The 23,421-nt window shown below is 67.9% G+C and carries 24 protein-coding genes and 1 pseudogene; 14 read left to right on the forward strand and 11 right to left on the reverse strand.

What is annotated here, in order from left to right:
- Positions 1-48 precede the first annotated feature (48 nt).
- Positions 49-669 carry a hypothetical protein gene (locus tag ACYQ8K_RS01800; RefSeq protein WP_459966678.1) on the forward strand — a complete coding sequence of 207 codons (621 nt, stop codon included), beginning with the start codon at positions 49-51 and terminating at the stop codon, positions 667-669.
- Here the strand turns inward: ACYQ8K_RS01800 and ACYQ8K_RS01805 are convergent.
- The 3 genes from ACYQ8K_RS01805 to purB are packed head-to-tail and all read right to left on the reverse strand — an operon-like array spanning position 634 to position 4,318.
- Entirely contained in the window at positions 634-1,656 is a 1,023-nt protein-coding gene (locus ACYQ8K_RS01805) for a tellurite resistance/C4-dicarboxylate transporter family protein (protein ID WP_459966679.1), read from the reverse strand. The genes ACYQ8K_RS01800 and ACYQ8K_RS01805 overlap by 36 nt on opposite strands.
- Positions 1,653-2,903 (reverse strand): cytochrome P450, encoded by a 1,251-nt coding sequence (locus ACYQ8K_RS01810; protein ID WP_459966680.1) that lies wholly within the window; start codon positions 2,901-2,903, stop codon positions 1,653-1,655. The genes ACYQ8K_RS01805 and ACYQ8K_RS01810 overlap by 4 nt, the downstream gene beginning before the upstream one ends.
- Positions 2,900-4,318 carry an adenylosuccinate lyase gene (gene purB / locus ACYQ8K_RS01815; protein WP_459966681.1) on the reverse strand — a complete coding sequence of 473 codons (1,419 nt, stop codon included), beginning with the start codon at positions 4,316-4,318 and terminating at the stop codon, positions 2,900-2,902. The genes ACYQ8K_RS01810 and purB overlap by 4 nt, the downstream gene beginning before the upstream one ends.
- A 49-nt stretch (positions 4,319-4,367) precedes the next feature.
- Here purB and ACYQ8K_RS01820 point away from each other — a divergent pair.
- Positions 4,368-5,112 (forward strand): annotated as a pseudogene (locus tag ACYQ8K_RS01820) (DUF429 domain-containing protein).
- A gap of 7 nt (positions 5,113-5,119) precedes the next feature.
- Here ACYQ8K_RS01820 and ACYQ8K_RS01825 read toward each other — a convergent pair.
- Complete coding sequence (locus tag ACYQ8K_RS01825) at positions 5,120-5,737, reverse strand: TetR/AcrR family transcriptional regulator (protein WP_064882309.1); 618 nt, start codon at positions 5,735-5,737, stop codon at positions 5,120-5,122.
- Between the two features lie 61 nt (positions 5,738-5,798).
- Between ACYQ8K_RS01825 and ACYQ8K_RS01830 the strand changes: the two genes are divergently transcribed.
- Together ACYQ8K_RS01830 and ACYQ8K_RS01835 are read left to right on the forward strand one after the other, a co-directional pair.
- A complete protein-coding gene (locus tag ACYQ8K_RS01830; RefSeq protein WP_459966823.1) occupies positions 5,799-6,716 on the forward strand; it encodes an alpha/beta hydrolase-fold protein in 918 nt (305 codons plus the stop codon).
- Between the two features lie 18 nt (positions 6,717-6,734).
- Positions 6,735-8,318: a gamma-glutamyltransferase family protein gene (locus ACYQ8K_RS01835; RefSeq protein WP_459966682.1), complete on the forward strand. Its 1,584-nt coding sequence runs from the start codon at positions 6,735-6,737 to the stop codon at positions 8,316-8,318.
- Here ACYQ8K_RS01835 and purD read toward each other — a convergent pair.
- Positions 8,315-9,583, reverse strand: a complete 1,269-nt coding sequence (gene purD, locus ACYQ8K_RS01840) for a phosphoribosylamine--glycine ligase (protein ID WP_459966683.1) — start codon at positions 9,581-9,583, stop codon at positions 8,315-8,317. The genes ACYQ8K_RS01835 and purD overlap by 4 nt on opposite strands.
- Before the next feature lie 50 nt (positions 9,584-9,633).
- The gene (locus tag ACYQ8K_RS01845; RefSeq protein ID WP_459966684.1) at positions 9,634-10,041 is read right to left on the reverse strand and encodes a MarR family winged helix-turn-helix transcriptional regulator; all 408 of its coding nucleotides are present in this window, start codon (positions 10,039-10,041) and stop codon (positions 9,634-9,636) included.
- 65 nt (positions 10,042-10,106) lie between these two features.
- Between ACYQ8K_RS01845 and ACYQ8K_RS01850 the strand changes: the two genes are divergently transcribed.
- Positions 10,107-10,283, forward strand: coding sequence for a hypothetical protein (locus ACYQ8K_RS01850; RefSeq protein ID WP_459966685.1), 177 nt, complete (start codon positions 10,107-10,109; stop codon positions 10,281-10,283).
- A gap of 10 nt (positions 10,284-10,293) precedes the next feature.
- On the opposite strand, the gene ACYQ8K_RS01855 is transcribed toward ACYQ8K_RS01850, so the two are convergent.
- The 4 genes from ACYQ8K_RS01855 to ACYQ8K_RS01870 are packed head-to-tail and all read right to left on the reverse strand — an operon-like array spanning position 10,294 to position 13,877.
- Positions 10,294-10,722, reverse strand: a complete 429-nt coding sequence (locus ACYQ8K_RS01855) for a carboxymuconolactone decarboxylase family protein (protein WP_459966686.1) — start codon at positions 10,720-10,722, stop codon at positions 10,294-10,296.
- Complete coding sequence (locus tag ACYQ8K_RS01860; protein WP_459966687.1) at positions 10,722-11,579, reverse strand: NAD(P)-dependent oxidoreductase; 858 nt, start codon at positions 11,577-11,579, stop codon at positions 10,722-10,724. Before ACYQ8K_RS01860 ends, ACYQ8K_RS01855 begins: the two co-directional genes overlap by 1 nt.
- Positions 11,580-11,627: 48 nt before the next feature.
- Positions 11,628-12,377, reverse strand: a complete 750-nt coding sequence (locus ACYQ8K_RS01865) for an SDR family oxidoreductase (protein ID WP_459966688.1) — start codon at positions 12,375-12,377, stop codon at positions 11,628-11,630.
- 30 nt (positions 12,378-12,407) lie between these two features.
- Complete coding sequence (locus ACYQ8K_RS01870; RefSeq protein ID WP_459966689.1) at positions 12,408-13,877, reverse strand: aldehyde dehydrogenase; 1,470 nt, start codon at positions 13,875-13,877, stop codon at positions 12,408-12,410.
- Between the two features lie 210 nt (positions 13,878-14,087).
- On the opposite strand from ACYQ8K_RS01870, the gene ACYQ8K_RS01875 reads away from it, so the two are divergent.
- The 9 genes from ACYQ8K_RS01875 to ACYQ8K_RS01915 all read left to right on the forward strand — a co-directional run bounded on the left by ACYQ8K_RS01875 (position 14,088) and on the right by ACYQ8K_RS01915 (position 22,696).
- Complete coding sequence (locus ACYQ8K_RS01875; protein WP_459966690.1) at positions 14,088-14,723, forward strand: TetR family transcriptional regulator; 636 nt, start codon at positions 14,088-14,090, stop codon at positions 14,721-14,723.
- The gene (locus tag ACYQ8K_RS01880) at positions 14,724-15,941 is read left to right on the forward strand and encodes a cytochrome P450 (protein WP_459966691.1); all 1,218 of its coding nucleotides are present in this window, start codon (positions 14,724-14,726) and stop codon (positions 15,939-15,941) included.
- Entirely contained in the window at positions 15,942-16,769 is an 828-nt protein-coding gene (locus ACYQ8K_RS01885; RefSeq protein WP_459966692.1) for an SDR family oxidoreductase, read from the forward strand.
- Positions 16,766-18,121, forward strand: coding sequence for a cytochrome P450 (locus tag ACYQ8K_RS01890; protein ID WP_459966693.1), 1,356 nt, complete (start codon positions 16,766-16,768; stop codon positions 18,119-18,121). The genes ACYQ8K_RS01885 and ACYQ8K_RS01890 overlap by 4 nt, the downstream gene beginning before the upstream one ends.
- Before the next feature lie 12 nt (positions 18,122-18,133).
- Positions 18,134-18,355 carry a ferredoxin gene (locus ACYQ8K_RS01895; RefSeq protein ID WP_459966695.1) on the forward strand — a complete coding sequence of 74 codons (222 nt, stop codon included), beginning with the start codon at positions 18,134-18,136 and terminating at the stop codon, positions 18,353-18,355.
- The gene (locus tag ACYQ8K_RS01900; protein WP_459966696.1) at positions 18,352-18,906 is read left to right on the forward strand and encodes a nuclear transport factor 2-like protein; all 555 of its coding nucleotides are present in this window, start codon (positions 18,352-18,354) and stop codon (positions 18,904-18,906) included. Before ACYQ8K_RS01895 ends, ACYQ8K_RS01900 begins: the two co-directional genes overlap by 4 nt.
- A 146-nt stretch (positions 18,907-19,052) precedes the next feature.
- A complete protein-coding gene (locus ACYQ8K_RS01905) occupies positions 19,053-20,180 on the forward strand; it encodes an NDMA-dependent alcohol dehydrogenase (RefSeq protein ID WP_459966697.1) in 1,128 nt (375 codons plus the stop codon).
- A 45-nt stretch (positions 20,181-20,225) separates the two neighbouring features.
- Positions 20,226-22,259 (forward strand): oxidoreductase, encoded by a 2,034-nt coding sequence (locus ACYQ8K_RS01910; RefSeq protein WP_459966824.1) that lies wholly within the window; start codon positions 20,226-20,228, stop codon positions 22,257-22,259.
- 17 nt (positions 22,260-22,276) lie between these two features.
- Positions 22,277-22,696: a ketosteroid isomerase family protein gene (locus ACYQ8K_RS01915; RefSeq protein WP_064882273.1), complete on the forward strand. Its 420-nt coding sequence runs from the start codon at positions 22,277-22,279 to the stop codon at positions 22,694-22,696.
- A gap of 25 nt (positions 22,697-22,721) precedes the next feature.
- Here the strand turns inward: ACYQ8K_RS01915 and ACYQ8K_RS01920 are convergent, their stop codons facing one another.
- The gene (locus ACYQ8K_RS01920; protein ID WP_459966698.1) at positions 22,722-23,366 is read right to left on the reverse strand and encodes a dihydrofolate reductase family protein; all 645 of its coding nucleotides are present in this window, start codon (positions 23,364-23,366) and stop codon (positions 22,722-22,724) included.
- Positions 23,367-23,421 lie beyond the last annotated feature (55 nt).

A 23,421-nucleotide genomic window follows, 5' to 3' on the forward strand; every position in this document is an offset into this window, starting at 1 on the left:
TCAGCCTATCGGGCACCCGCAAACGCGCTTTGTGCTGGGATCGGGGCTATGACACTGCGGTTTCTGCCCTACTCGACCAGGCCCGGCCGGCTGGCGGTCCAGCTGTTCAGCGACTTGGCCGTCGTCATCTGGACGGTGCTCTGGCTGCTCGTCGGGCTGGCCGTCTATGACGCCATCGCCACCATCGCCGATGCGGGCCGGCAGGTGGAGAACGGCGCGAACGGCATCGCCGGCAACCTCGAGTCCGCCGGCCACGGCGCCCAGCACATCCCGGTGGTGGGTGACACGGTCAGCAAGCCGCTCAACTCCGCCAGCCACGCCGCGCTGGACATCGCCGGGGCGGGCCACGATCTGGACAGCGCGGCGAGCTGGCTCGCGGTGCTGCTCGCGATGGCCGTCGTTGCCGTCCCGATCCTCATCGCGGCGCTGCCGTGGCTCTTTCTGCGGCTGCGATTCTTTCGGCGCAAGCTCACGGTGACCGCTCTGGCCGCGACCCCGGCCGGTGCGCAACTGCTCGCGTTGCGCGCACTGACCAACCGCCCACCCCGGAAGTTGATCGCCGCCAGCGCGGATCCGGTCGGCGGCTGGCGCCGCGAGGATCCGGCCACCATCGGGGCCTTGGTCGCCCTCGAACTACGGTCGGCCGGCATCGCGCTGCGCGGGAGCTAGCAGCAGCGCCCGCGCCACCAGCAGCAGCCCGGCGACGACCACAATGAGCCACGCGGCCAACGCATCCCAGAAGAACACCAGCGAGACGGTGAGCAGCGGGTGCTGGCGGAGCTCCACCGCCATGGCGAAGCTGGCCGCGGAGTACATGCCCAGCGGGAACACGAACGCCCACCACACGCCGGTGAATTGCAGCATGTTGGGGTGGCGCCTGATGCGGTGCAGCGCAAAGTAGATCAGCGGCGGGATCCACAGCGTGGCGGTCACCCAGGTCACGATGCTGACCGCGCGCACCGGACCGGCCAGCCAGGCGGGAGCCACGGCGTGGATGTTGTCGCCGGCCAGCGTGGCGATCGCCATGGCGCCCATGAGGATCCACGTGTCGGGTTCGAAGCCGTCGCGGTCCTGGCGTTCGTTGACGACCCGCCAGAGGGTCAGCCACGTCATCAGGCCGTAGATGCACAGCGCCGCGACCCAACCGGCCACCGCCACCGCCAGCCACCAGTGATGGCCGGTCTGTCGGGCCGCCCGGGCGATCACGATCGCCAAGCCGGAGGTGCCCACGCTGCCCAGCTGCCAGGGGCCGTGGGCACGATCGCGCAACTCGGTCCACCGGTGCGCCAACATGTTTCGCGCGCTGAATAGGATCAGCACCAGCCAGCAGGCCAGGCCGACCGCGCCGAGCACCCGCGCCACCCACACGTTCGACGACAGGCGGGTGTCAATCACCGCGCAGGCGGCGACGAAAGTGATCAGGCGCAGGGTGACATCGGGATCGGTCAGGTCCCACCGCAGCTTCTGGCCGGGAACGGCGACCTTCGCAACGACCAGGGCGACCAGAACCAACAGCCCGACCGTGGCGATGACACCCATCGTGTCGCTGATCAACCGGTACCCGTGGTCGTGCGCGCCGATCGACAAGATTCCCGTCGCCATCACCGCGGCGAACACATCGGGTGAGGGCTCGACATCGGCGAACGGGATCGTCACGGTCGTTCGTGTAGCTCCACGACGAGGTGCCGGATGCCGGTGTGCCGATTGCTGCGGGCCCATTCAACCGGCCGGACGACGCGGACCCCGCCGAACCGCGACAGCAGCTCCTCGAACAAGACCCGCAGCTCCAGCCGGGCCAGGTTGGCGCCCAGGCAATAGTGCACACCCTGGCCGAAGCCTAAGTGCGGGTTGGGCTTTCGCGCGATATCGAACTCGTCGGCGTTCTCGAACACGCCGGGGTCGCGATTCGCCGAACCTTCCCAGATCTGTATCTTATGTCCGGCCTCGATCGACTGCCCGCCCAGCGTGACATCGCGGGTGGCGGTGCGGCGCTTGGAGGGCGACGGCGACGTCCACCGCACCATCTCCTCTACGGCCGTGGGCAGCGCGTCGAGATCGTCGCGCAGAGACCGCAATTGGTGCGGATGGTCGGCCAGCGCCAGCAGGCCGCCAGCGACGGCGTTGCGGGTGGTCTCCGCGCCGGCGCTGAACAACAGGCTGAAGAACAGGTACAGCTCGAGGTCGGACAGGGCGGACCCGCCGTCGGCGTCGTCCAGCATCGCGTTCGCCACGACCGACAACATGTCGTCGGTCGGGTTGTCCCGCTTGGCCGCGATCAGCTGCTGACCGTACTCGTACATCCGCGACCCGGCCTCTTCGACCGACAGCTGCGACAGCGCGGCCTTGCGCGAGCCGCCGAAGTCGAACTGCGGCTCGATCGCCTCGAACAACCAGTGCCGTTCGGATTCAGGCACTCCCAGCAGGATGCAGATCATCTGCATCGGCAGTTCAGCGGCGATGTCGACCAGGAAATCGAACGGCTCGCCCGGCACCACCGCGTCCAGCAGCCGGCGCGCCCTGGTCCGCAGGTCGTCCTCGACCAGCCGGATCATCCGCGGCGTCAGCCCGGAGCTGACCAGCCGCCGGATCTGCGAATGCCGCGGATCGTCCATCATGTTGAGCACCTGACCCGCGATCGCCAGGTCCTGCAGGAGCGTGCCGCCATACGGCCGCGGGCCACCGGTGACCGATGAATACGTCACCGGATCCTTAAGGACCTCAAGCGTTTCCGCGTAGGTGGCTACCGACCAGAAGCCTTCGCCGTCCGGGGTGTTGTCGGTCGGCGCATGCCAGTACACCGGCGCCTCACGGCGATGGATCGCGAACAGATCGTGCGGAAAACCGTTGGCGAAGTTGTCCAGATCGGTGAAGTCGATCTCCGCGAGCGCGCCGGCCAGCGTCACAGGATCGCACCCGGGGTGTACTTGGCCGCGTCTGGGTAGCGGTTCACCAGCGCGTCCACCTGTGCCGCCACCTCGTCCACCTGGTCACCGGCGGCGCCGGTGAATGCCGTCTTGTCGGCGAGCGCGGCGTCCAGCGCCGCCCGGTCCAGCGGCAACCGCTCGTCGGCCGCCAGCCGCTCCATCAGGTCGGGCTCGGCGCCGTGTTCGCGCATCGCGAGCGCGGTGGCCACCGCGTGTTCGCGGATCACGTGATGCGCGGCCTCGCGCCCGACGCCGGCGCGCACCGCGGCGATCAACACCTTGGTGGTGGCCAGGAACGGCAGGTAGCGGTCCAGCTCGCGACTGATCACCGCCGGATAGGCGCCGAACTCGTCGAGCACGGTCAGGAACGTCTCGATCTGCCCGTCGATGGCAAAGAAGCTGTCCGGCAACGCAACTCGGCGCACCACCGAGCAGAACACGTCGCCCTCGTTCCACTGCGCGCCCGCCAGTTCGGCGGCCATCGAGGCGTAACCGCGCAGCACCACCTGCAACCCGTTGACCCGCTCGCAGCTGCGTGTGTTCATCTTGTGCGGCATGGCCGAGGAGCCGACCTGTCCGGGAGCGAATCCCTCGGTGACCAGTTCGTGCCCGGCCATCAGCCGGATGGTGTGGGCCAGCGACGACGGCCCGGCGCCCAGCTGCACCAGCGCCGAGAGCACGTCGTGGTCCAGCGAACGGGGATAGACCTGCCCGACGCTGGTCAATACCGTTGCGAATCCCAGGAATTCGGCCACGCGCCGCTCGAGCTCGGCGAGCTTGGCCGCGTCGCCGTCGAGCAGGTCGAGCATGTCCTGCGACGTGCCCATCGGGCCCTTGATGCCGCGCAGCGGGTAGCGGTCGATCAGCTCCCGCAGCCTGGTCAACGCGATCAGCGTCTCCTGTGCCGCCGAGGCGAACCTCTTGCCCAACGTGGTGGCCTGCGCGGCGACGTTGTGGCTGCGCCCGGCCATCACCAGATCGCGGTAGGCCACGGCCCGCTCGGCGAGCCGCGCGGCGACCGCCACGCCGTGACCGAAGACCAGTTCCAGCGAGCGCCGGATCTGCAACTGCTCCACGTTCTCGGTCAGGTCGCGACTGGTCATGCCCTTGTGCACGTGCTCGTGTCCGGCCAGCGCATTGAATTCCTCGATGCGCGCCTTGACGTCGTGGCGCAGCACCCGCTCGCGGTCCGCGATCGACGCCAGGTCGACGTCCTCGATCACCCGCTCGTAGTCGGCGATGGCTTCGGCCGGCACCGGTACGCCCAGTTCCGCCTGCGCGCGCAGCACCGCCAGCCACAGCCGCCGCTCGGCGACGACCTTGGCCTCCGGCGACCAGATCGCGACCATCTCGGCGCTGGCGTACCGGGCGGCCAGCACATTCGGAATGCTCACTTGGTCCTCACGAACACACAGCTTACGGTCGCGGTCATAGCCTATGCGGATGTACTTCGCGGGCGTCGACCTCGCCTGGGCGGGTCGTAACCCGACCGGCGTCGCAGTCGTCGACTCGGGCGGTGCGCTGGTGAGCGTGTGCGCGGTCCGCGACGACGACGAGATCCTGGCCGCGCTGCGCCCGTATCTGGGGGGCGGCTGCCTGGTCGCCTTCGACGCGCCCCTGGTGGTGACCAACCCGACCGGCCAGCGTCCCGCCGAGACCGCACTGAACCGCGATTTCCGCAGGTACGAGGCCGGTACGCACCCCTGCAACACCGGAAAGCCCGAGTTCGCCGCCGGCCCGCGCGCGGGCCGGCTGGCCGCGGCGCTGGGCCTGGATCTCGATCCGCGCTCGGCGGCCGCCCGGCGCGCCATCGAGGTCTACCCGCACGCGGCGACCGTCGCGCTGTTCCGGCTGGAGCGGACCCTGAAATACAAGGCGAAGCCGGGCCGCACCGTGGACGGGCTCAAATCCGAGCTGTTGCTGCTGATGGACGGCGTCGAGCGGCTGGCCCAGGCCCCGGTGCCGCTCCGCGTGGCCGGGCACGCCGGTTGGGTCGCGCTGCGCCGGGCCGTCGCGTCCGCACACCGCAAAAGCGAGCTGCGCCGCGCCGAGGATCCGGTCGAAGCTGGTCTGCGCCTATGTGGCGTTGTACGCCCACCAAAGCCCCCGCGACGTGACGATCTACGGCGATCTGGACACCGGATACATCGTGACGCCATCGCTGCCGGCGGATCCGGTCGGCGCGTAGCGGTCGGTCAGATCTGCACGGGCCGCTGGTCGATGGGCGCGAGCACCTCGATGAGGTCGACCACCGCACCTTGTGCCGCCGCGCGCGGATCCCGGCCCTCCACCAGGGCCGACACCACCGAACCGTCGACCGCGCAGATCAACGTGCACACCAGTTCGATGTGCACCGAACGACCCGAGCGCTCGATCGCCTCGGCGATCGCCTCGGCGCGCTGGCGCAGGCTGCGGCGCATGGTCTCGCGCAGCGCGGGCAACCGGGTGCACGCGATGTGCCGCTCGTAACGCGAGATCAGCTGATCGGTGCGGCCCGGGCCGGACACGTCGCCCACCAGCAGATCGGCCAGCACCTCGGCGATGGTCTCCGGCCCCCGGCGCCGCCGCGACAAGCCGCTGACCCGCGACCGCAACTGCGCCACCTCGATCATCGCGATGTGTTCGACGGCGCGTGCGATCAGATCGTCGAGGGAGGAGAAGTAGTAAGTGGTGGACGCCAGCGGCAGTCCGGCCCGCCGGGCGACCGCCCGGTGTCGCACCGCTTCGAAGCCGCCCTCGGACAGCAGCTCGGCAGCGGCGCTGACGAGCGCGTACCGTCGACGTTCTCCTTTTGGAGTAACCGCTGCAGTCACGAGTAGCCATCGTGCCAGCCAAAGTGGTACTGCATTGCCATTTCGGCCAAACGGCCAGGGCATAATGGCCCGCATGCCCGACTTGAGCCGACGCGCCCTGCTCGGCCTCGGCGCCAGCGCGGCCGTGGGGGCGGTGGGCGCCTACGGGCTCGACATCCTGTTAGAGCCCCGCACATCTCACGCGATGCCGGCATCGACGGCCGCCACCCAGGTGCCGTTGGCGCCGCCACCCGGCCCACCGCGCGATCCGGCTCCGCCGGCCGCGGCCGCGCCGACGATGGTGACCGGTTCCTTCGTCTCCGCCGCGCGCGGCGGGGCGACCACCAACTGGGCCATCGCCCGTCCGCCGGGCCAGACAAAGCCGCTGCGACCCGTGATTGCGCTGCACGGCAAAGGCAGTGACGCGTCCACCGTGATGGCGGGCGGCGTCGAACACGGTCTGGCGCAGGCCGTCGATGCCGGGCTGCCACCGTTCGCCGTGGTCGCGGTCGACGGCGGCGGCGGCTATTGGCACAAGCGGTCGTCCGGTGAGGACAGCGGCGCGATGGTGCTCGACGAGCTCATCCCGATGCTGGGCAACCAGAATCTGGACACCTCACGGGTGGCGTTCCTGGGCTGGTCGATGGGCGGCTACGGCGCGTTGCTGCTGGGCGGCCGGCTGGGACCGGCCCGCACCGCGGCGATCTGTGCGGTCAGCCCGGCGCTGTGGATGTCGTCGGGTGCGGCCGCACCGGGAGCCTTCGACGGTCCGGACGATTTTGCGGCGAACTCGGTGTTCGGCATGCCCGCCCTGGCCTCGATCCCCATCCGGATCGATTGCGGCGACAGCGATCCGTTTTACGCCGCGACGAAGCAGTTCATCGCGCAACTGCCCAATCCGCCGGCCGGCGGCTTCTCGCCCGGCGGTCACGACGGGGCATTTTGGAGCTCGCAGTTGCCCGCCGAGCTCACCTGGATGGCACCGCTGCTGACGGCCTGACCGGTTACGCTCGCGGAGGTGACCGCACCTTTCGACTGGAACCTCCCCTACGCCTGGCCACGCAAGCCCATCCTGGCGGAAAACGTTGTGTGCACGTCGCAACCGCTCGCCGCCCAGGCGGGCCTGCGGATGCTCGCGCAAGGCGGCAGCGCGGTGGACGCGGTCATCGCCACCGCCATCACCCTGACGATCGTGGAGCCCGTGTCGAACGGCATCGGTTCGGACGCCTTCGCCATCGTGTGGGATGGCAGGCAACTGCACGGCCTGAACGCCTCGGGCCGCTCGCCCGCGGCGTGGACGCCGGACTACTTCGGCGGCAAGGGCGTTCCAGTCCTGGGCTGGAATTCGGTGACCGTGCCCGGCGCGGTGTCGGCGTGGACCGAACTGCACGCCAAGTTCGGCAAGCTGCCCTTCGAGCGGCTCTTCGAGCCCGCAATATCGTACGGCCGCAATGGCTTTCCGGTATCGCCGACCGTCGCGGAGCAATGGGCGGCGCAGGTGCCGCTCTTCGAAAGCCAGCCCGGTTTCGCCCAGGCGTTTCTGCCCGGCGGGCGAGCGCCGAAACCGGGTGAGCGTTTCAGCTTGCCGGATCATGCCGCGACGCTCGAGACGATCGCCGCGACCAACGGCGAGGCGTTCTACCGTGGGGAACTGGCCGCCAGGCTCGAAGCGCACGCGCTGGGTAACGACGGCGCCATGCGGGCCGCCGACCTGGCCGCTCACCGCGCCGACTGGGTAGGCACGGTTGACGGCGACTACCGCGGATACACGGTGCACGAGATCCCGCCCAACGGGCAGGGCATCGTCGCGCTGATCGCCCTGGGCATCCTGGAGCATTTCGACATGGCTTCGCTGCCAGCGGATTCCGCCGACAGCGTGCACCTGCAGATCGAAGCGGTGAAGCTGGCGTTCGCCGACGCCCAGGCCTATGTCGGCGACATCGAACACATGCCGCTGGCGCCGGAACTCCTGTTGGACAAGGAGTACCTGAAGCAGCGCGCGGGACTGATCGACCGCGGGCGGGCCAAGCCCGCATCCGCGGGCGCCCCGGCGGGCGGAACCGTCTACCTCACCGCGGCCGACGCCGCGGGGATGATGGTGTCGATGATCCAGTCGAACTACATGGGGTTCGGTTCGGGCGTGGTGGTGCCGGGCACCGGGATCTCATTGCAAAACCGGGGCGCGAATTTCGTTGCCAACCCTGGACATCCGAACACCGTGGCCCCGAACAAGCGTCCCTACCACACCATCATCCCGGCGTTCGTGACCAAGGACGGCGCACCGGTCATGAGCTTCGGGGTGATGGGTGGGATGATGCAGCCCCAGGGGCACGTGCAGGTGATGGTGCGCATCGCCGACCACGGGCAGAATCCGCAGGCGGCATGTGACGGCCCGCGGTTCCGGTGGGTCGAGGGCATGCAGGTCAGCTGTGAACAGGGTTTCCCGGATTCGACGCTGGACGAATTGCGCCGGCGTGGACACGATCTGGTTGCCGTCGACGATTACAACCAATTCGGCAGCTGCCAGGCCATCTGGCGCCTCGACGGCGGGTACTTCGCGGCCAGCGATCCGCGCCGGGACGGCCAGGCCGCCGCGTTCTAGACGCGAATCTTGCCGTCGGCCGCCAACTGGGCGATGTCGCTGCGGAAGTGGCTGCCCGGCAAGCGGATTGAACGCACGACCTCGTAGGCGTGCGCCCGCGCGGCCGTCAGGTCGGCACCCGTGCCCACCACCGACAGCACCCGGCCACCCGACGAGACGATCTCGCCGTCGTCGCGCCGCGCCGTTCCGGCGTGCAGCACCCCGTCGGCCTCCGAGCCGACGATGACGTCTCCCACCCGGGGGCGTCCGGGATAGCTCTCCGCCGCCACCACCACCGTCACGGCCGCGCCGTCGTGCCAGCGCAGCTCGCCGAAGTCCGCCAAGGTGCCGCTTGCCGCCGCGTATAACAGCTGGCCCAGGGGCGATTCCAGCAGCGCCAGCACCACCTGCGTCTCGGGATCGCCGAAGCGGCAATTGAATTCGACCACCGCGGGTCCGTTCGCGGTGATCGCGAGTCCGGCATAGAGCAGTCCGCTGAACGAGCTGTCCCGCGCAACCATCTCGGCCGCAACGGGTTCGACGATGTTGCTGACCACGTCGCGATACACCTCGTCGGGCAGCCACGGGACCGGCGCGTAGGCGCCCATACCGCCGGTGTTGGGCCCGTTGTCGCCGTCGCCGACACGCTTGAAGTCCTGGGCCGGCAGCAGCGGCACCACGGTCGCGCCGTCGACGACGCAGAACAGCGACACCTCCGGGCCGTCCAGATAGGACTCCAACAGCACGGGGTGCCCCGCCTCGAGCAGCCCGGCGGCATGCGCGCGTGCGACGCCGCGATCCGCGGTCACCACGACGCCCTTACCGGCGGCCAGGCGGTCGTCCTTGACCACCCAGGCGGCATCCCCCACCGGCGGACCGAACCGGTCCAGGGCGGCGTCTAAATGCGCGGGGCTATCGACGATTTCACTGGTCGCGGTGCGCACCCCGGCCGCGGCCATGACCTCTTTGGCGAATGCCTTGGAGCCTTCGATGCGGGCGGCGTCCTTGCTCGGACCGAAGCAGGCGATGCCCGCGGCCCGCACCGCGTCGGCCACGCCGAGGACCAGCGGCACCTCGGGACCGATGACCACCAGGTCGGCGCGGACCTCGCGCGCCAGGGCGACGACGTCGTCGGCCGAGGTGACATCGACGTCGTGCTGGTCGGCCAGCCGGGCGGTGCCGGCGTTGCCGGGAGCGATCGCCAGCCCCGTGACCTCGGGGTCTTTGCGAAGCGCCAGCAGCAACGCATGCTCACGGGCTCCGGAACCAATCACCAGGACGCGCACGACACGTCAGACTAGCCCGGTCAAACGGCCCACGCCCACCGTCCCCGGATTCAGACGATTTTCTCCAGCAGGGCCCTGAGGTCGTTGCGCTGCGCCGCGGTGAGGCGTCCGAGGCGCTTGTCGAACTCGTCGGACAGCAGGGTCAGGCCTTTCCTGGCGGCCTGGCGTCCGGCCGGGGTGAGCAAAAGGCGGTGGCGACGCAGATCGCCCGGGTCGATCTCGCGGCGCACGAACCCCGCGGCCTCGAGCCGCTTCAGGTACAGCGTCACCGTCGCCTTGGGCATGCTCAGCGTCGCGGCCAGTTCGGCCGGATAGGGGTGCTCGTCGATCTCGGCGAGCAGAAACAGTTCCTTGGACTCGAGGCCCAGCGCGCAGATATCGGCCTCGGCGCACGCGATGACCGAGAGCAGCACCCGGTAGTTCAGGGACCAGATCTTGGCCGCGTCGACTGCAGACATTCGACCTGCCGGATCGTTCAGCGCGCCGACTCTCACAGCTCGAGGACAACGTCCGCGCCGTCGACGTGAACCTGAGCGCCGACGAGCTGGCCCGACTCGATGCGTTGACCAAGCCGCGGTTCGGATTTCCGCACAACATGCTGGAGATGGCGCCGGGCATCATCAACGGCGGAACGACGATCAACGGCGTCGCAGCGCCGATCTCCGAGTATGTGATGCCCGAAGGCGTTCAGCCGTACTGAGATTGGGGGATCACTCGCCCGAGTGCATCTTCAGCGCGGCGTCCACGTTGGCCTTCTTGTCCTCACCGGAACCCTTCGCCGCGGCCTTCTTGCGCTTGGCAACGACGGCATCGACCGCGCCGTTGAGCGCCGAACCCAGCGGGAAGCCGAGGTAGTGGGTGAGGAAGACGGCCATCTCCTTCAGTTCGGTCTCGGTGAGCTCCTCATTGAGAAGCGCGGCGTTGATTTGGATCTCGGCCAGGTCGCGGTTACCGATCGCGGTCACCGCCGTCAGCGTCATGATGCGCTTGTCGCGCATCGACAATCCCGGTCGCGTCCAGATGCTGCCGAACAGGTGGTCCACGGTGAGGTCGAAGTACGCGTCGCCTTCGATGTTGGGCATCTCCCAGCCGTAGACCTCGTTCATCTTCGCGAGGCCCTTGCTCCGCAGCTCGTCCATTACGCCTGTTCCTCCTTGTGTGGTACCCCAAGGCTCGCGGCCAACCGCTGGTAGGCCAACTCGGCGAGCGGCAGGTCGACCGACACCGCCTCGCCGAGGGACAGCGCCAGGCTCAAGTCCTTCTCCCCGAGCCCGCGGGCGTGCACGAAGGACTCGTATAAGAAGGTGTCCGGCTCAATGTCTTTCATGTTGTCACGGACCATGATCGCCCCCGGGCCGCTGGTGAGCGCATCGGTGTGACGTACCACCCGGCCCAGGGCCTGCAGATCCAACCCGGCCGCCTCGGCCAGCTTCATCGCCTCACACGCCGCGGCATACGAGGTGAACGTCAACATGTTGCGCGCCAGCTTCATTCGGGTTCCTGCGCCCGGCTCGCCGGCGTGGACGACCATCGCCGCCCAATGTTTGAACGCCGGCTTGATCTTCTCGTAGACCGCACGCTCGGCGCCTACCATGGTGGCGAGCTCGCCCTTCGCCGCCGCCGCGGCCCCACCGCTGACCGGCGCGTCGACGATGTGGATGCCCCGCGGTTTGTGTTCGGCCGCGAGCTCGACCGCCGTGGTGTCGCTGATGGTCGAGTGAATCGCAATGACGGTCCCGGGTTTCGCCTTGGCGGCCAGCTCGCCGACCACCTCACGCACCTGCGCGTCGTTGAGCACGGTGATGTGGATGATGTCGGCGGCGGCGACGTCGGCGACGCTGTCGGCCAGGCTGGCGCCCTTTTCGGCCAGCGGGGTCATCGCCTCGGTGCGGATGTCGTAAACCGTTACCCCGCCGGGCCATTCGGTCATCTTCGTGGCCATCGGCGCGCCCATGTTGCCCAGCCCGATGTAGCCGAGCTTCAAATCGTCACTCATGGCGCCGCTCCTCTTCGTCGCTTCGCTCTGCATCGTCACCGGCGCGACTCATGATCGGATTATCTGCCCGCCGTCAACGTTGAAGATCTGTCCGGTGATCCACGACGCCTCGTCGGAGAGCAGGAACAGGCACATGCCGACCAGATCCTCGGGCGTGCCCATCCGCGACAGCGGCAGTCCCTTGACGATGTCGGCGACCATCTCCGCCGGCGTGGTGGTCCGGTTGGCCTCGGTGTCGATGGGGCCGGGTGCGATCGCGTTGATCCGGATGTTCTGGCCGCCCAGTTCTCGGGAAAGTTGTTGCGTCAGGCCGTTGAGCCCGACCTTGGCCAGGGCGTAATAGTTCGCGTAAAGCCAGGCGGCGGTGGAAGATTGGTTGACGATCGCTCCGCCGCCGCGCTTGGCCATCTTCTTGTACACCGCACGGGTGCACCACAGCGCCCCGTCCAGATTCACGCTCATGAACTTGCGGTAGTACGCCGGGTCGATGGTGAGCAAGAAGTCGAGCTTCATGCCGCCGAAGATCGCAGCGTTGTTCACCAGGTAGTCGATGCCGCCGAACTCGGCCAGCGTGCGGTCGGCCATTTCCTTGGCCGACGCGGGGTCGGACACGTCGACCGGGATGCTGATCGCGGTGCCGCCGTCGGCGACGATCTGCTTGGCGACCGCATCGGCGGCCTCGGCGTTGATGTCGGCGACCACCACCGCCGCACCCTCGCGGGCCAGCGCCTCGGCGTACGCCTGCCCGATGCCCCCACCGGATCCGGTGACGATGCCGACTTTATTCTCGAATCGCATGTTTTCCTCTCGGTCGCCTATGTGGCGCGGTCACTGCACAGCTGTGGCAATGGTCTTGATTTCCAGGTACTCCTCGAAGCCGGCCACGCCCATTTCCCGTCCGTTGCCGGATTGCTTGTATCCGCCGAACGGCGCGTCGGCCGAGTACCAGACACCGCCGTTGACGTTGACCGTGCCCACCCGCATCCGCGCGGCGAAGTTGGCAGCACGCTCGGGATCGGCGCCGAACACGGTGCCGGACAAGCCATATGGCGAGTCGTTGGCGATGCGCAGCGCGTCGTCTTCGCCGTCGTAGGCGATCACGGTGAGCACCGGCCCGAAGATCTCCTCCCGGGCGGGCCGCGCGTCGTTGGTCAGGCCCGCGATGACGGTGGGTTCGATGAAGAAGCCGCGGTCTTTGTCCGCCGGGCGGCCGCCGCCGCAGGCGAACGTGCCGCCCTCGGCAACGGCCAGGTCGAGGTAGCTCTGGACGCGGTCCCGTTGCCGGGCGGAAATCACCGGGCCGCACACGGTTCCGGAGTCGTCGGGGTCGCCGGGCTTGATCGAGCCCATGGTGCCCGCCGCGATGGCGACGGCCTCGTCGTAGCGGGCCCGCGGCACCACCAGCCGGGTCGTGATGGCGCAGCCCTGCCCGGCGTGCATGGCCGCGGTGAACGCCGACATCGAGCACGCCCCGCCCAGGTCGGCATCGTCGAGAACGACGAACGCCGACTTGCCGCCCAGCTCCAGGAACACCCTCTTGATCGTCGCGGCGGCATCGCCCATCACGCTGCGCCCGGTCGCGGTCGACCCGGTGAACGAAACCATGTCCACCCGAGGGTCTTTCGAGAGCAGCGCCCCCACCCGGTGGTCGTTCGACGTGATGATGTTGACGACGCCGGGCGGGAAGTCGGTGTGTTCGGCGATGATTTCGCCGAGCACGGCGGCACACCAGGGGGTGTCCGGTGCGGGCTTGAGCACCACGGTGTTGCCGGCGGCCAGCGCGGGTCCGAGTTTGGCGAGGTTGATCTGGTGCGGGAAGTTCCACGGGGTGATGGCGCCGACGACACCGACCGCTTCCCGCGCGATCGTGCGCCGGGTCGGGATGCCCATCGGCGATGCCTGGCCGAGATCGGAGTTCCACTCGTAGGACTCGGCGGTGTCGGCCGCGAAGCTCAGGTCGTTGACCGGCCCCTCCAACTGGGCGGCCGACGTGAGCATCCGGGGGGCACCGACCTCGGCGATGGTGATGTCGCGCAGTTCTTCGATGTGCTCGCGCATCGCGTCGCGCAGCTGTCGGATGCAGCGCACCCGCAATTCGGTGTTGCGCGACCAGTCCGTCTCGTCGAAGGCGCGCCGCGCGGCGTCGATGGCGCGGTCCACGTCGGTCGCGTCCGCGTTGGCCGCGACGCCCAGCAACTCCTCGGTCGCCGGGTTCACCGTGGGGAAGTTGCCGGCGCTACCGGCCGACAGTTTGCCGTCGATGAAGAGTTCACTCACGCCGTCGGCCAACAAGGCCATGTCCCGCTCCCGTCTGTGCGCGGCCAACCCGGCACGCCAATCTGATGGACAGCTGTCCGATATTGTCCGAACGAACCATAGTCGCCAGATCGCCGACGGTGCAAGAGCAGATCTCGACCGGCGTCCCGAACTCGCCGATAAATAGCGATTTAGCAGTATCTTCGCGCTACGGGCTTGCTTCACGCCGTTTCGATCCACTAGCTTGGACATGTGTCCAGCGACGCACTGGTGACGATCACATCCGACGGCGACCGCCAGACCGGTCAGCCGGCGCGCAACCGTCGCCAGGAGGAGACATTCCGCAAGGTGCTGGTAGCCGGCATTGAGACCTTGCGGGAGAAGTCGTACGCGGACCTGACCGTGCGCGCGGTCGCCGCCCGCGCCAAAGTCGCCCCGGCCACCGCGTACACCTACTTCTCGTCGAAGAACCACCTGATCGCCGAGGTCTACCTCGACTTGGTGCGGCAGGTTCCTTTCTTCACCGACGTCAACGACCCGATGCCGGTCCGGGTGGACAAGGTCTTGCGTCACCTGGCATTGGTGGTAGCCGACGAGCCGGAGGTTGGCGCCGCGTGCACGACGGCATTGCTCGGCGGTGGCACCGATCCGGCGGTGGGTGCCGTGCGCGACCGCATCGGGGCGGAGATCCACCGGCGCATCGCGACGGCGATCGGGCCCGGCGCCGACCCGAACACGGTGGCCGCGCTCGAGATGATGTTCTTCGGCGCGTTGGTACAGGCCGCCAGCGGCCAGTTCACCTATCACCAGATCGCCGACCAATTGGCCTATGTAGTGAACCTGATCCTGCCCGGCCCCGGGAACACAACCCAGGAGACAAGAAGTTAGATGACCGTCCATGTGGGCGACCACGAGCTGGTCCTTGATCCCTACGACTACGACTTCCACGAAGATCCTTACCCCTACTACAAGCGGCTGCGCGACGAGGCCCCGCTGTATCGCAACGACGAGCTGAAGTTCTGGGCGCTGTCTCGGCACCAGGACGTGCTGCAGGGATTCCGCAACAGCACAACGCTTTCCAACAAGTACGGCGTCTCGCTGGATCCGGCGTCGCGGGGCCCGCACGCCAGCAAGACGATGTCGTTCCTGGCGATGGACGATCCCGCCCACCTGCGGCTGCGGACGCTGGTCTCAAAAGGCTTCACGCCGCGCCGGATTCGCGAGCTCGAGCCCCGCGTCACCGAGATCGCGACCCAGCATCTCGACGCGATGCTGGCCAAGGCCGAGGACGGTGCGGTCGACTACGTCGACGAGTTCGCCGGCAAGCTGCCTATGGATGTCATCTCCGAATTGATGGGCGTCCCCGAGCCGGATCGGGACCAGGTGCGGGCCTGGGCCGACGGGGTGATGCACCGCGAGGAGGGCGTCACCGACGTGCCACCCGAGGCGGTGGAGGCCTCCCTCAACCTGATCGTCTACTACCAGGGCATGGTGGCCGAGCGGCGCGAGAAGCTGACCGACGACCTGACCTCGGCGCTGCTGGAGGCCGAGATCGACGGTGACCGGCTCACCGACGACGAGGTGCTCGGCTTCATGTTCCTGATGGTGATCGCCGGAAACGAGACCACCACCAAACTGCTTGCCAATGCCGCATTTTGGGGCCACAAGAACCCGGATCAACTTACGCCGGTCTACGAGGACCTGTCGCGGGTGCCGCTGTGGGTCGAGGAGACCCTGCGCTATGACACCTCCAGCCAGATCCTGGCTCGCACCGTGTCCGGCGAGCTCACCCTCTACGACACCGCCATTCCCGAGGGCGATGTCCTGCTGCTGTTGCCCGGGTCCGGGCATCGCGACGAGCGGGTCTTCGACAAGCCCGACGATTACCTGATCGGGCGCGAAATCGGGCCCAAGCTATTGAGTTTCGGTAGCGGCGCACACTTCTGCCTCGGCGCGCATCTGGCGCGGATGGAGGCCCGGGTCGCGCTCACCGAGTTGTTCAAGCGAATCCGCGGTTACGAGGTGGACGAGGCCAACGCCGTCCGCGTCCACTCGAGCAATGTCCGCGGATTCGCTCACCTACCAATGAGCGTGGAGGTCCGCTGAATGCCCCGGTTTGAACCCTTGCCCGAACGCCGGCCCGCCATCGTGGCCGGCGCGTCCTCCGGCATCGGAGAGGCAACCGCCATCGAACTCGCGGCGCACGGTTTCCCGGTCGCCCTGGGCGCCCGCCGGGTCGAGAAGCTCGACGACATCGTCGGCAAGATCAACGCCAACGGCGGCGAGGCGGTCGGGTTCCACCTGGACGTCACCGACCCAAACTCGGTGAAATCCTTTGTCGCACAGTCGACCGAGGCGCTCGGCGACATCGAGGTGCTGGTGGCCGGCGCGGGCGACACCTACTTCGGCAAGCTCGCCGAGATCGCAGGCGACGAGTTCGAGTCGCAGCTGCAGATCCACCTGGTCGGCGCCTTCCGCCTGGCCTCGGCCGTCCTTCCGGGCATGCTCGACCGGCAGCGCGGCGACCTGATCTTCGTGGGTTCCGATGTGGCCCTGCGCCAGCGCCCACACATGGGCGCCTACGGTGCGGCCAAGGCCGCGCTTGTCGCGATGGTCACCAACTTCCAGATGGAACTCGAGGGCACCGGCGTGCGGGCCTCGATCGTGCACCCCGGCCCGACGAAGACCTCGATGGGCTGGAGCCTGCCGGCCGAGAAAATCGGCCCCGCACTGGAAGATTGGGCCAAGTGGGGCCAGGCCCGCCACGACTACTTCCTGCGCGCGGCGGATTTGGGACGCGCCATCACGTTCGTTGCCGAGACGCCGCGCGGCGGCTTCATCGCGAACATGGAGCTTCAGCCCGAAGCCCCGTTGGCCGACAACAAAGATCGCCAGAAACTCGCCCTGGGTGAAGAAGGGATGCCAGGACAATGACGACCACCACTGTGGTGCCCCGGGTCTCCGGCGGCGAAGAAGAGCACGGCCACCTCGAGGAATTCCGTACCGACCCAATCGGTTTGATGAAGCGCGTCCGCGACGAATGCGGCGACGTCGGCTGGTTCCAGCTGGTCGACAAGCACGTCATCCTGCTGTCCGGCGCGGGTGCCAACGAGTTCTTCTTCCGGTCCGCCGACGAAGACCTCGACCAGGCCGCGGCGTACCCGTTCATGGCGCCGATCTTCGGCAAGGGTGTGGTCTTCGACGCCAGCCCCGAGCGGCGCAAGGAGATGCTGCACAACTCGGCGCTGCGCGGCGAGCAGATGAAGGGCCACGCCGCGACCATCGAGGCTCAGGTGAAGGGCATGATCGCCGGCTGGGGCGACGAGGGCGAGATCGAGCTGCTCGACTTCTTCTCCGAGCTGACCATCTACACCTCGACGGCCTGCCTGATCGGCGTGAAATTCCGCAACCAGCTCGACCACCGGTTCGCGGAGTACTACCACGAGCTGGAACGTGGCACCGACCCGTTGTGCTACGTCGACCCCTACCTGCCGATCGAGAGCTTTCGGCGTCGCGACGAGGCCCGCGTCAAACTCGTTGCGCTGGTGCAGGAAATCATGAACCAGCGGCTGGCCAACCCGCCGAAGGACAAGGCCGACCGCGACATGCTCGACGTGCTCGTGTCGATCACGGACGACGACGGCAACCCGCGGTTCTCCGCCGACGAGGTCACCGGGATGTTCATCTCGCTGATGTTCGCCGGGCACCACACCAGCTCGGGGACCTCGGCGTGGACCCTCATAGAGCTGATCCGCCACGCGGACGTGTACGCCGAGGTGCTGGCCGAACTCGAGGAGCTCTACGCCGACGGCCAGGAGGTGAGTTTCCATGCGTTGCGGTCGATCCCGAAGCTGGACAACGTGGTCAAGGAGACGCTGCGACTGCACCCGCCGCTGATCATCCTGATGCGGGTGGCCCAGGGTGAGTTCGAGGTCGAGGGCTTTCCGATCCACGAGGGCGACTACGTCGCGGCGTCCCCGGCGATCTCGAACCGGATTCCCGAGGACTTTCCCGATCCGGATGCGTTCAAGCCGGACCGCTACAACAAGCCCGAGCAGGCCGACATCGTCAACCGGTGGACCTGGATTCCGTTCGGCGCGGGCCGGCACCGCTGCGTGGGGGCTGCGTTCGCCCAGATGCAGATCAAGGCGATCTTCTCGGTCCTGTTGCGCGAGTACGAGTTCGAGATGGCGCAGCCCGCGGACAGCTATCACAACGACCACTCCAAGATGGTCGTGCAGCTGGCCCGGCCGGCCAAGGTCCGCTACCGCAAGCGCAGCGCGTAAGGAGTAAGTCCGATGGGCGGATTCAGAATCGAAGCGGATCTGGATTTGTGTCAGGGCCACGCCATGTGCGAACTGGAGGCGCCCGACTACTTCCGGGTGCCCAAGCGGGGCAAGGTCGAGATCGTCGACCCCGAACCCCCCGAAGACGCCCGCGACGAAATCGAGCGCGCGGTCGATATGTGCCCAACACAAGCACTTTTCATCAAGACAACAGAGGAGACTGAGGGCTCATGAACCCACAGGCGTCACACTCGCGCGAAGATCTCGAGGCATGGGTCGACCGCTGGCTGCAGGCCAACAAGGACTGCGAGAAGGCCGGTGACTGGCGACCGTTGGCGGACTTCTACACCCAGGACGCCACGTACGGCTGGAACATCGGCCCCAAGGAAGACGTGATGTGCGTCGGCGTCGACGAAATCCGCGACGTCGCCCTGGGCCTGGAGATGGAGGGCCTGGAGAACTGGGTGTACGAGTACCAGAAGGTGCTCATCGACGAAAAGCAGGGCGAGATCGTCGGCTTCTGGAAGCAGATCGTCAACAAGACCGACGGCACCCAGGACGAGATCTACGGCATCGGCGGCAGCTGGTTCCGGCTCAACGGCGACCGGCAGATCGAGTGGCAACGCGACTTCTTCGACTTCGGTCACGTCGCGTACATGTTCGGCAAACTCATCGAGTCCGGGGACCTGAGCGAGGGCATGCAGAAGCGGATCGAGCGCAGCATCGCCGGCGAAAAGCTGCCCGGTTACTACCCGCTTGGCGAGGCCCCCGTCCCCATCTGGTGACAGCGGGAGCCAACCAAGCATTTGATTTGTTGCACGCGCTATGCTGACGCGACAAGGGTGCCTGTGGCACCCGTCACCTAGCTGGCCGGCATGAAGGGGCCGGTCAGCGCTGATCAATTCAAAGGCGAAATGGGGTCAGGACCATCGTGAAGACAAAAGGCGCACTGATCTGGGAGTTCAACCAGCCCTGGTCTATCGAGGAAATCGAGATCGGCGACCCGCAAGCGCATGAGGTCAAGATCCAGATGGAAGCGGCGGGCATGTGCCACTCCGACCATCACCTGGTCACCGGGGGCATCCCGATGGCCGGATTCCCGGTGCTGGGCGGCCACGAGGGCGCCGGCATCGTCACCGAGGTCGGCCCGGGCGTCGAAGACATCGAGCCCGGTGACCACGTCGTGCTGTCGTTCATCCCGTCGTGTGGGCAGTGTCCGACCTGTCAGGCGGGCATGCGCAACCTGTGCGACCTGGGCGCCGGCCTGCTCGGCGGCGCCGCCGTGTCCGACGGCACCTTCCGCATCCAGGCCAAGGGCCAGAACGTCTACCCCATGACCCTGCTGGGCACGTTCTCCCCGTACATGGTCGTGCACCGCAGTTCGGTGGTGAAGATCGACCCGTCGGTGCCGTTCGAGGTCGCCGCGCTGGTCGGCTGCGGCGTCACCACCGGTTACGGTTCGTCGGTCCGCACCGCTGACATCCGCCCGGGCCAGGACGTCGCCATCGTCGGCGTCGGCGGGGTCGGCATGGCGGCGCTGCAGGGAGCCGTCAACGCCGGCGCCCGGTACATCTTCGCGATCGACCCGGTCGAGTGGAAGCGCGACCAGGCGCTGAAGTTCGGCGCCACCCACGTCTACCCCGACATCATGGCCGCGATGGCGGGCATGGCCGAGGTCACCTACGGCCTGATGGCGCATAAGGTCGTCGTCACCGTAGGCGAGTTGCAGGGCGCCGACGTCGACAACTACCTGAACATCACCCAAAAGGGCGGCACCTGCGTGCTGACCGCTATCGGTAGCCTGCTGGACACCAACGTCAACCTGAACCTGGCGATGCTGACCCTGATGCAGAAGAACCTGCAGGGCACCATCTTCGGCGGCGGCAACCCGCAGTACGACATCCCGCAGCTGCTGTCGATGTACAAGGCCGGCAAGCTGAATCTGGACGACATGATCACCCGCCAGTACAAGCTGGAGCAGATCAACGACGGCTACCAGGACATGCTGGACGGCAAGAACATTCGCGGCGTCATCCGGTTCACCGACGCCGACCGGTAACCAGTTATCAGCCGCGTCCGCTCAGTGACCGGCTTCGGCCACCTCATGGCGCCGGGACGAATCGGCGCCATGAGCGTGCGCAATCGTCTGGTCATGTCTCCGATGGAGACGATGTACGGTACGCCGGACGGGCTGCCGTCGGAGCGCACCCGCGACTACTTCGCGGCACGCGCCCGCGGCGGGGTCGGGCTGATCACGTTGGGCGCCACCGGGGTTGACCACCATCACCCTGAGACTCCCGGCGGCCTGCACCTGGGTACCGACGACGCCGTGAGCGCGCATCGGGCGTTGGTGGAGGTGGTGCACGAACACGGCGCCAAGATCCAGCCCCAGATCGTGCATGCCGGGCCCGACGGCCTGGGACCGGAAATTTACGGCGTGGAATCGTTGGGGCCCTCGGTCATTCCCTCCTACCTCACGGGGCGCCCGTCGGCCGAGATCAGCGTGCAGCAGCTGATGCAGGTGCTCGATCTGTTCAAGGCCGCGGCCCGGCGGGCCGCCGAGGCCGGCTACGATGGCCTCGAGCTGCACGCCGCGCACGGCTACATGCTGCTGGGGTCCTTCCTTGCCCCGCAACGTAATCGGCGCACCGACGACTATCGCGGCGACTCGGCGCGGGGCCGGGTGCGGGTGGTGCTCGAGGCGCTGGCCGCGATTCGCTCCGAGATCGGCGACGCCCTGCCGATCACCCTGCGCATTTCCGGGTACGAACGGGTCGCCGGCGGCCGGGCCATCTACGAAACCGCCCGGCTGGCACCCGAACTCGTCGCCGCCGGCGTCGACGCCTTCCATGTCAGCGGCGGGGTGATCGACCGGCTGGTCACCGGCATGGTCAACGGCGCCGACGACGGTGACGAACTCAACGTCGGCGCTGCGGCCGCGGTCAAGCAGGTGGTCGATGTGCCGGTGATCGCGGTCGGACGCATCCACGACCCGGCCCGGGCCGAACGGATCGTGGCCGACGGCCGCGCGGACTTCGTCGCCATGGGCCGCCCGCTGCTGGCCGACCCCGACCTGCCGCGCAAGATCGCCTCCGGCGAGGCGCACCGGGTCCGCAAGTGCATCTCGTGCGAAAACTGCATCGACGCAATGGAACAGCGCTTCTCGGTCGACTGCGCGGTCAATCCGCGCACCGGTAAGGAGCGTCAGCTGTCCGCTGCCCGCGCCGACCGCGCGAAACGGGTGGTGGTGATCGGCGGCGGGCCGGCGGGGCTGGAGGCCGCGCGCGTCGCCGCCGAGCGAGGCCACCACGTCACGCTGTTCGAGCGGGGCCCGCAGTTGGGTGGGGCATTGCGCTGGGCGTCGGTGCTGCACCCGGAAAACCAGCCGTTCCTGCGCTACCTGTGCGACGAACTCAAGGCCGGCAGCACCGAGGTGCGGCTGGGCCACCCGGCGTCGGTGCACGACGTGGTCGCGGCCGCACCCGACGCGGTGGTGGTGGCCACCGGCGGCCGCGTCGTCGTGCCCCCGATTCCCGGCGCCGATCGCGCGCACGTGCACACCGGGCCCGGGCTGCGCGAATTGCTCGGTGGCCGTGCACAATCCGGCGCCCCCGCCTGGCAGCGCATCGGCGCCTCTGCAATGTCCGGCTGGCCGCAGCGGCTGTTGCGGCCCGGCGCGATCCGGTTCGCCAGCCGGGCCTGGATGCCGATCGGCCGCCGCGTCGTCATCGTCGGTGGCGACCTGGTGGCCCTCGAATTGGCCGAATTCCTTGCCAGCCGGGGCCGGTTGGTGGCCATACTCGAAGCCGGCAAGGACATCGCTCCCGAAGTGGGCAACAAGCGCAAGACCGAACACATGGACCGTCTCGACCGGCTGGGCGTCACCGTGCACGTCCGCGCGGCCACCGACCGCATCACCGCCGACGCGGTGGAATTCACCCCCGCGGGCGGAACCACCCGGCGGCTGGCCGCCGACAGCGTCGTGCTTGCCGGCACCGTCGAGCCCGACACCGCCCTGTTCGACGCGATAATCGACGCCCTGCCGGGCGCCGAGGTGCACGCCGCCGGCGACTGCACCGGGCTCGGCCTGATCCGCAAAGCCACCGAGGAAGGCGCGCGCGCCGCGTGCGCCATTTAGTGACAGGAGAAACAACGATGACCCAAACCGCCCAATCCCCCGCACTGACGGCGTCGCAATCGTCCTGGCGTTGCGCACAGGGCAAGGACCGCGAGGGATGGCTCGCGCTGATGACCGACGACGTCGTCATCGAGGACCCGATCGGCAAGTCCGTCACCAACCCCGACGGCACCGGGGTGCGCGGCAAGGCGGCCGTCGGCGAATTCTTCGACAACAACATCGCGCAGAACCAGCTGACCATCACGTGCGAGGAGACTTTTCCGTCCAGTTCGCCCGACGAGATCGCTCATATTCTGGTGCTGCAGAGCAGGTTTGAAGGCGGGGTCACCAGCAAGGTGCGCGGTGTGTTCACCTACAAGGTCGACGAAGCCGGGCTGATCACCAACATGCGCGGTTACTGGAACCTCGACGTGATGGAGTTCGGCAAGGAGGACTGAGTCGGCCCTCGACCAACGGATCCCCCTAGCGGCGCGTGAAGATCAGGTGCACGACGCCGCTGGGGCTGCTGATTGACTCCACGTCGAATCGCTGTTCAAGGCCCTCCAGCCCCTCCCACATCGGCTCGCCGCGCCCCAAGATGATCGGCACCACCGCGATGTGCAGGTGGTCGACGAGGTCCGCGGCAAGGAATTGGCGGACGCTCGACGGCCCCCCACCGAGGCGAATGTCGCTGTCACCAACGGTCTTTCGTGCGATCTGGAGGGATTCGACGGGACTTGCGTCGATGAAGTGGAAAGTGGTGCCACCTTCCATCTCGATCGAGCGCCGGCGGTGGTGGGTGAGCACGAAGACCGGGGTGTGAAAAGGCGGCTCTTCGCCCCACCAGCCTTTCCACTCCTCACCCGTCCACGGTCCGCGCTGCGGCCCGAACTTGTTACGTCCCATGATTTCGGCGCCGATACCCGGCGCCCATTGGCTGGCCAAGGCGTCGTCGATGCCGGTAGCCCCGCCCGACTCGCCGTGCATCGTGCGGAAGGTCCGTGTCGCGAAGAACCACTCATGTAGCCGTCCGCCGGCGTGCCCGAACGGGGCATCCATGCTTTGGCCGATACCCGTGCCGAAGCCGTCGAGGGAAACCGAAAAGTTGTGCACGCGCACTCGTGACATGGTGAGATCTCCTGAATCCATCCGCGTTGTGGGGCGTCGCAGGATTGACCCGAGA

This window comes from Mycobacterium sp. MUNTM1 (genome assembly GCF_054660795.1).

Bases quoted from the DNA above. Each gene is read 5' to 3' on its own strand.
- ACYQ8K_RS01910 (WP_459966824.1), top strand. From the start codon at position 20,226: ATGGCGCCGGGACGAATCGGCGCCATGAGCGTGCGCAATCGTCTGGTC.
- ACYQ8K_RS01895 (WP_459966695.1), top strand. From the start codon at position 18,134: ATGGGCGGATTCAGAATCGAAGCGGATCTGGATTTGTGTCAGGGCCAC.
- ACYQ8K_RS01920 (WP_459966698.1), bottom strand. From the start codon at position 23,366: ATGTCACGAGTGCGCGTGCACAACTTTTCGGTTTCCCTCGACGGCTTC.
- ACYQ8K_RS01860 (WP_459966687.1), bottom strand. From the start codon at position 11,579: ATGAGTGACGATTTGAAGCTCGGCTACATCGGGCTGGGCAACATGGGC.
- ACYQ8K_RS01880 (WP_459966691.1), top strand. From the start codon at position 14,724: ATGACCGTCCATGTGGGCGACCACGAGCTGGTCCTTGATCCCTACGAC.
- ACYQ8K_RS01890 (WP_459966693.1), top strand. From the start codon at position 16,766: ATGACGACCACCACTGTGGTGCCCCGGGTCTCCGGCGGCGAAGAAGAG.
- ACYQ8K_RS01865 (WP_459966688.1), bottom strand. From the start codon at position 12,377: ATGCGATTCGAGAATAAAGTCGGCATCGTCACCGGATCCGGTGGGGGC.
- ACYQ8K_RS01870 (WP_459966689.1), bottom strand. From the start codon at position 13,877: ATGGCCTTGTTGGCCGACGGCGTGAGTGAACTCTTCATCGACGGCAAA.
- ACYQ8K_RS01845 (WP_459966684.1), bottom strand. From the start codon at position 10,041: ATGTCTGCAGTCGACGCGGCCAAGATCTGGTCCCTGAACTACCGGGTG.
- ACYQ8K_RS01915 (WP_064882273.1), top strand. From the start codon at position 22,277: ATGACCCAAACCGCCCAATCCCCCGCACTGACGGCGTCGCAATCGTCC.
- ACYQ8K_RS01900 (WP_459966696.1), top strand. From the start codon at position 18,352: ATGAACCCACAGGCGTCACACTCGCGCGAAGATCTCGAGGCATGGGTC.
- ACYQ8K_RS01855 (WP_459966686.1), bottom strand. From the start codon at position 10,722: ATGGACGAGCTGCGGAGCAAGGGCCTCGCGAAGATGAACGAGGTCTAC.
- ACYQ8K_RS01800 (WP_459966678.1), top strand. From the start codon at position 49: ATGACACTGCGGTTTCTGCCCTACTCGACCAGGCCCGGCCGGCTGGCG.
- ACYQ8K_RS01885 (WP_459966692.1), top strand. From the start codon at position 15,942: ATGCCCCGGTTTGAACCCTTGCCCGAACGCCGGCCCGCCATCGTGGCC.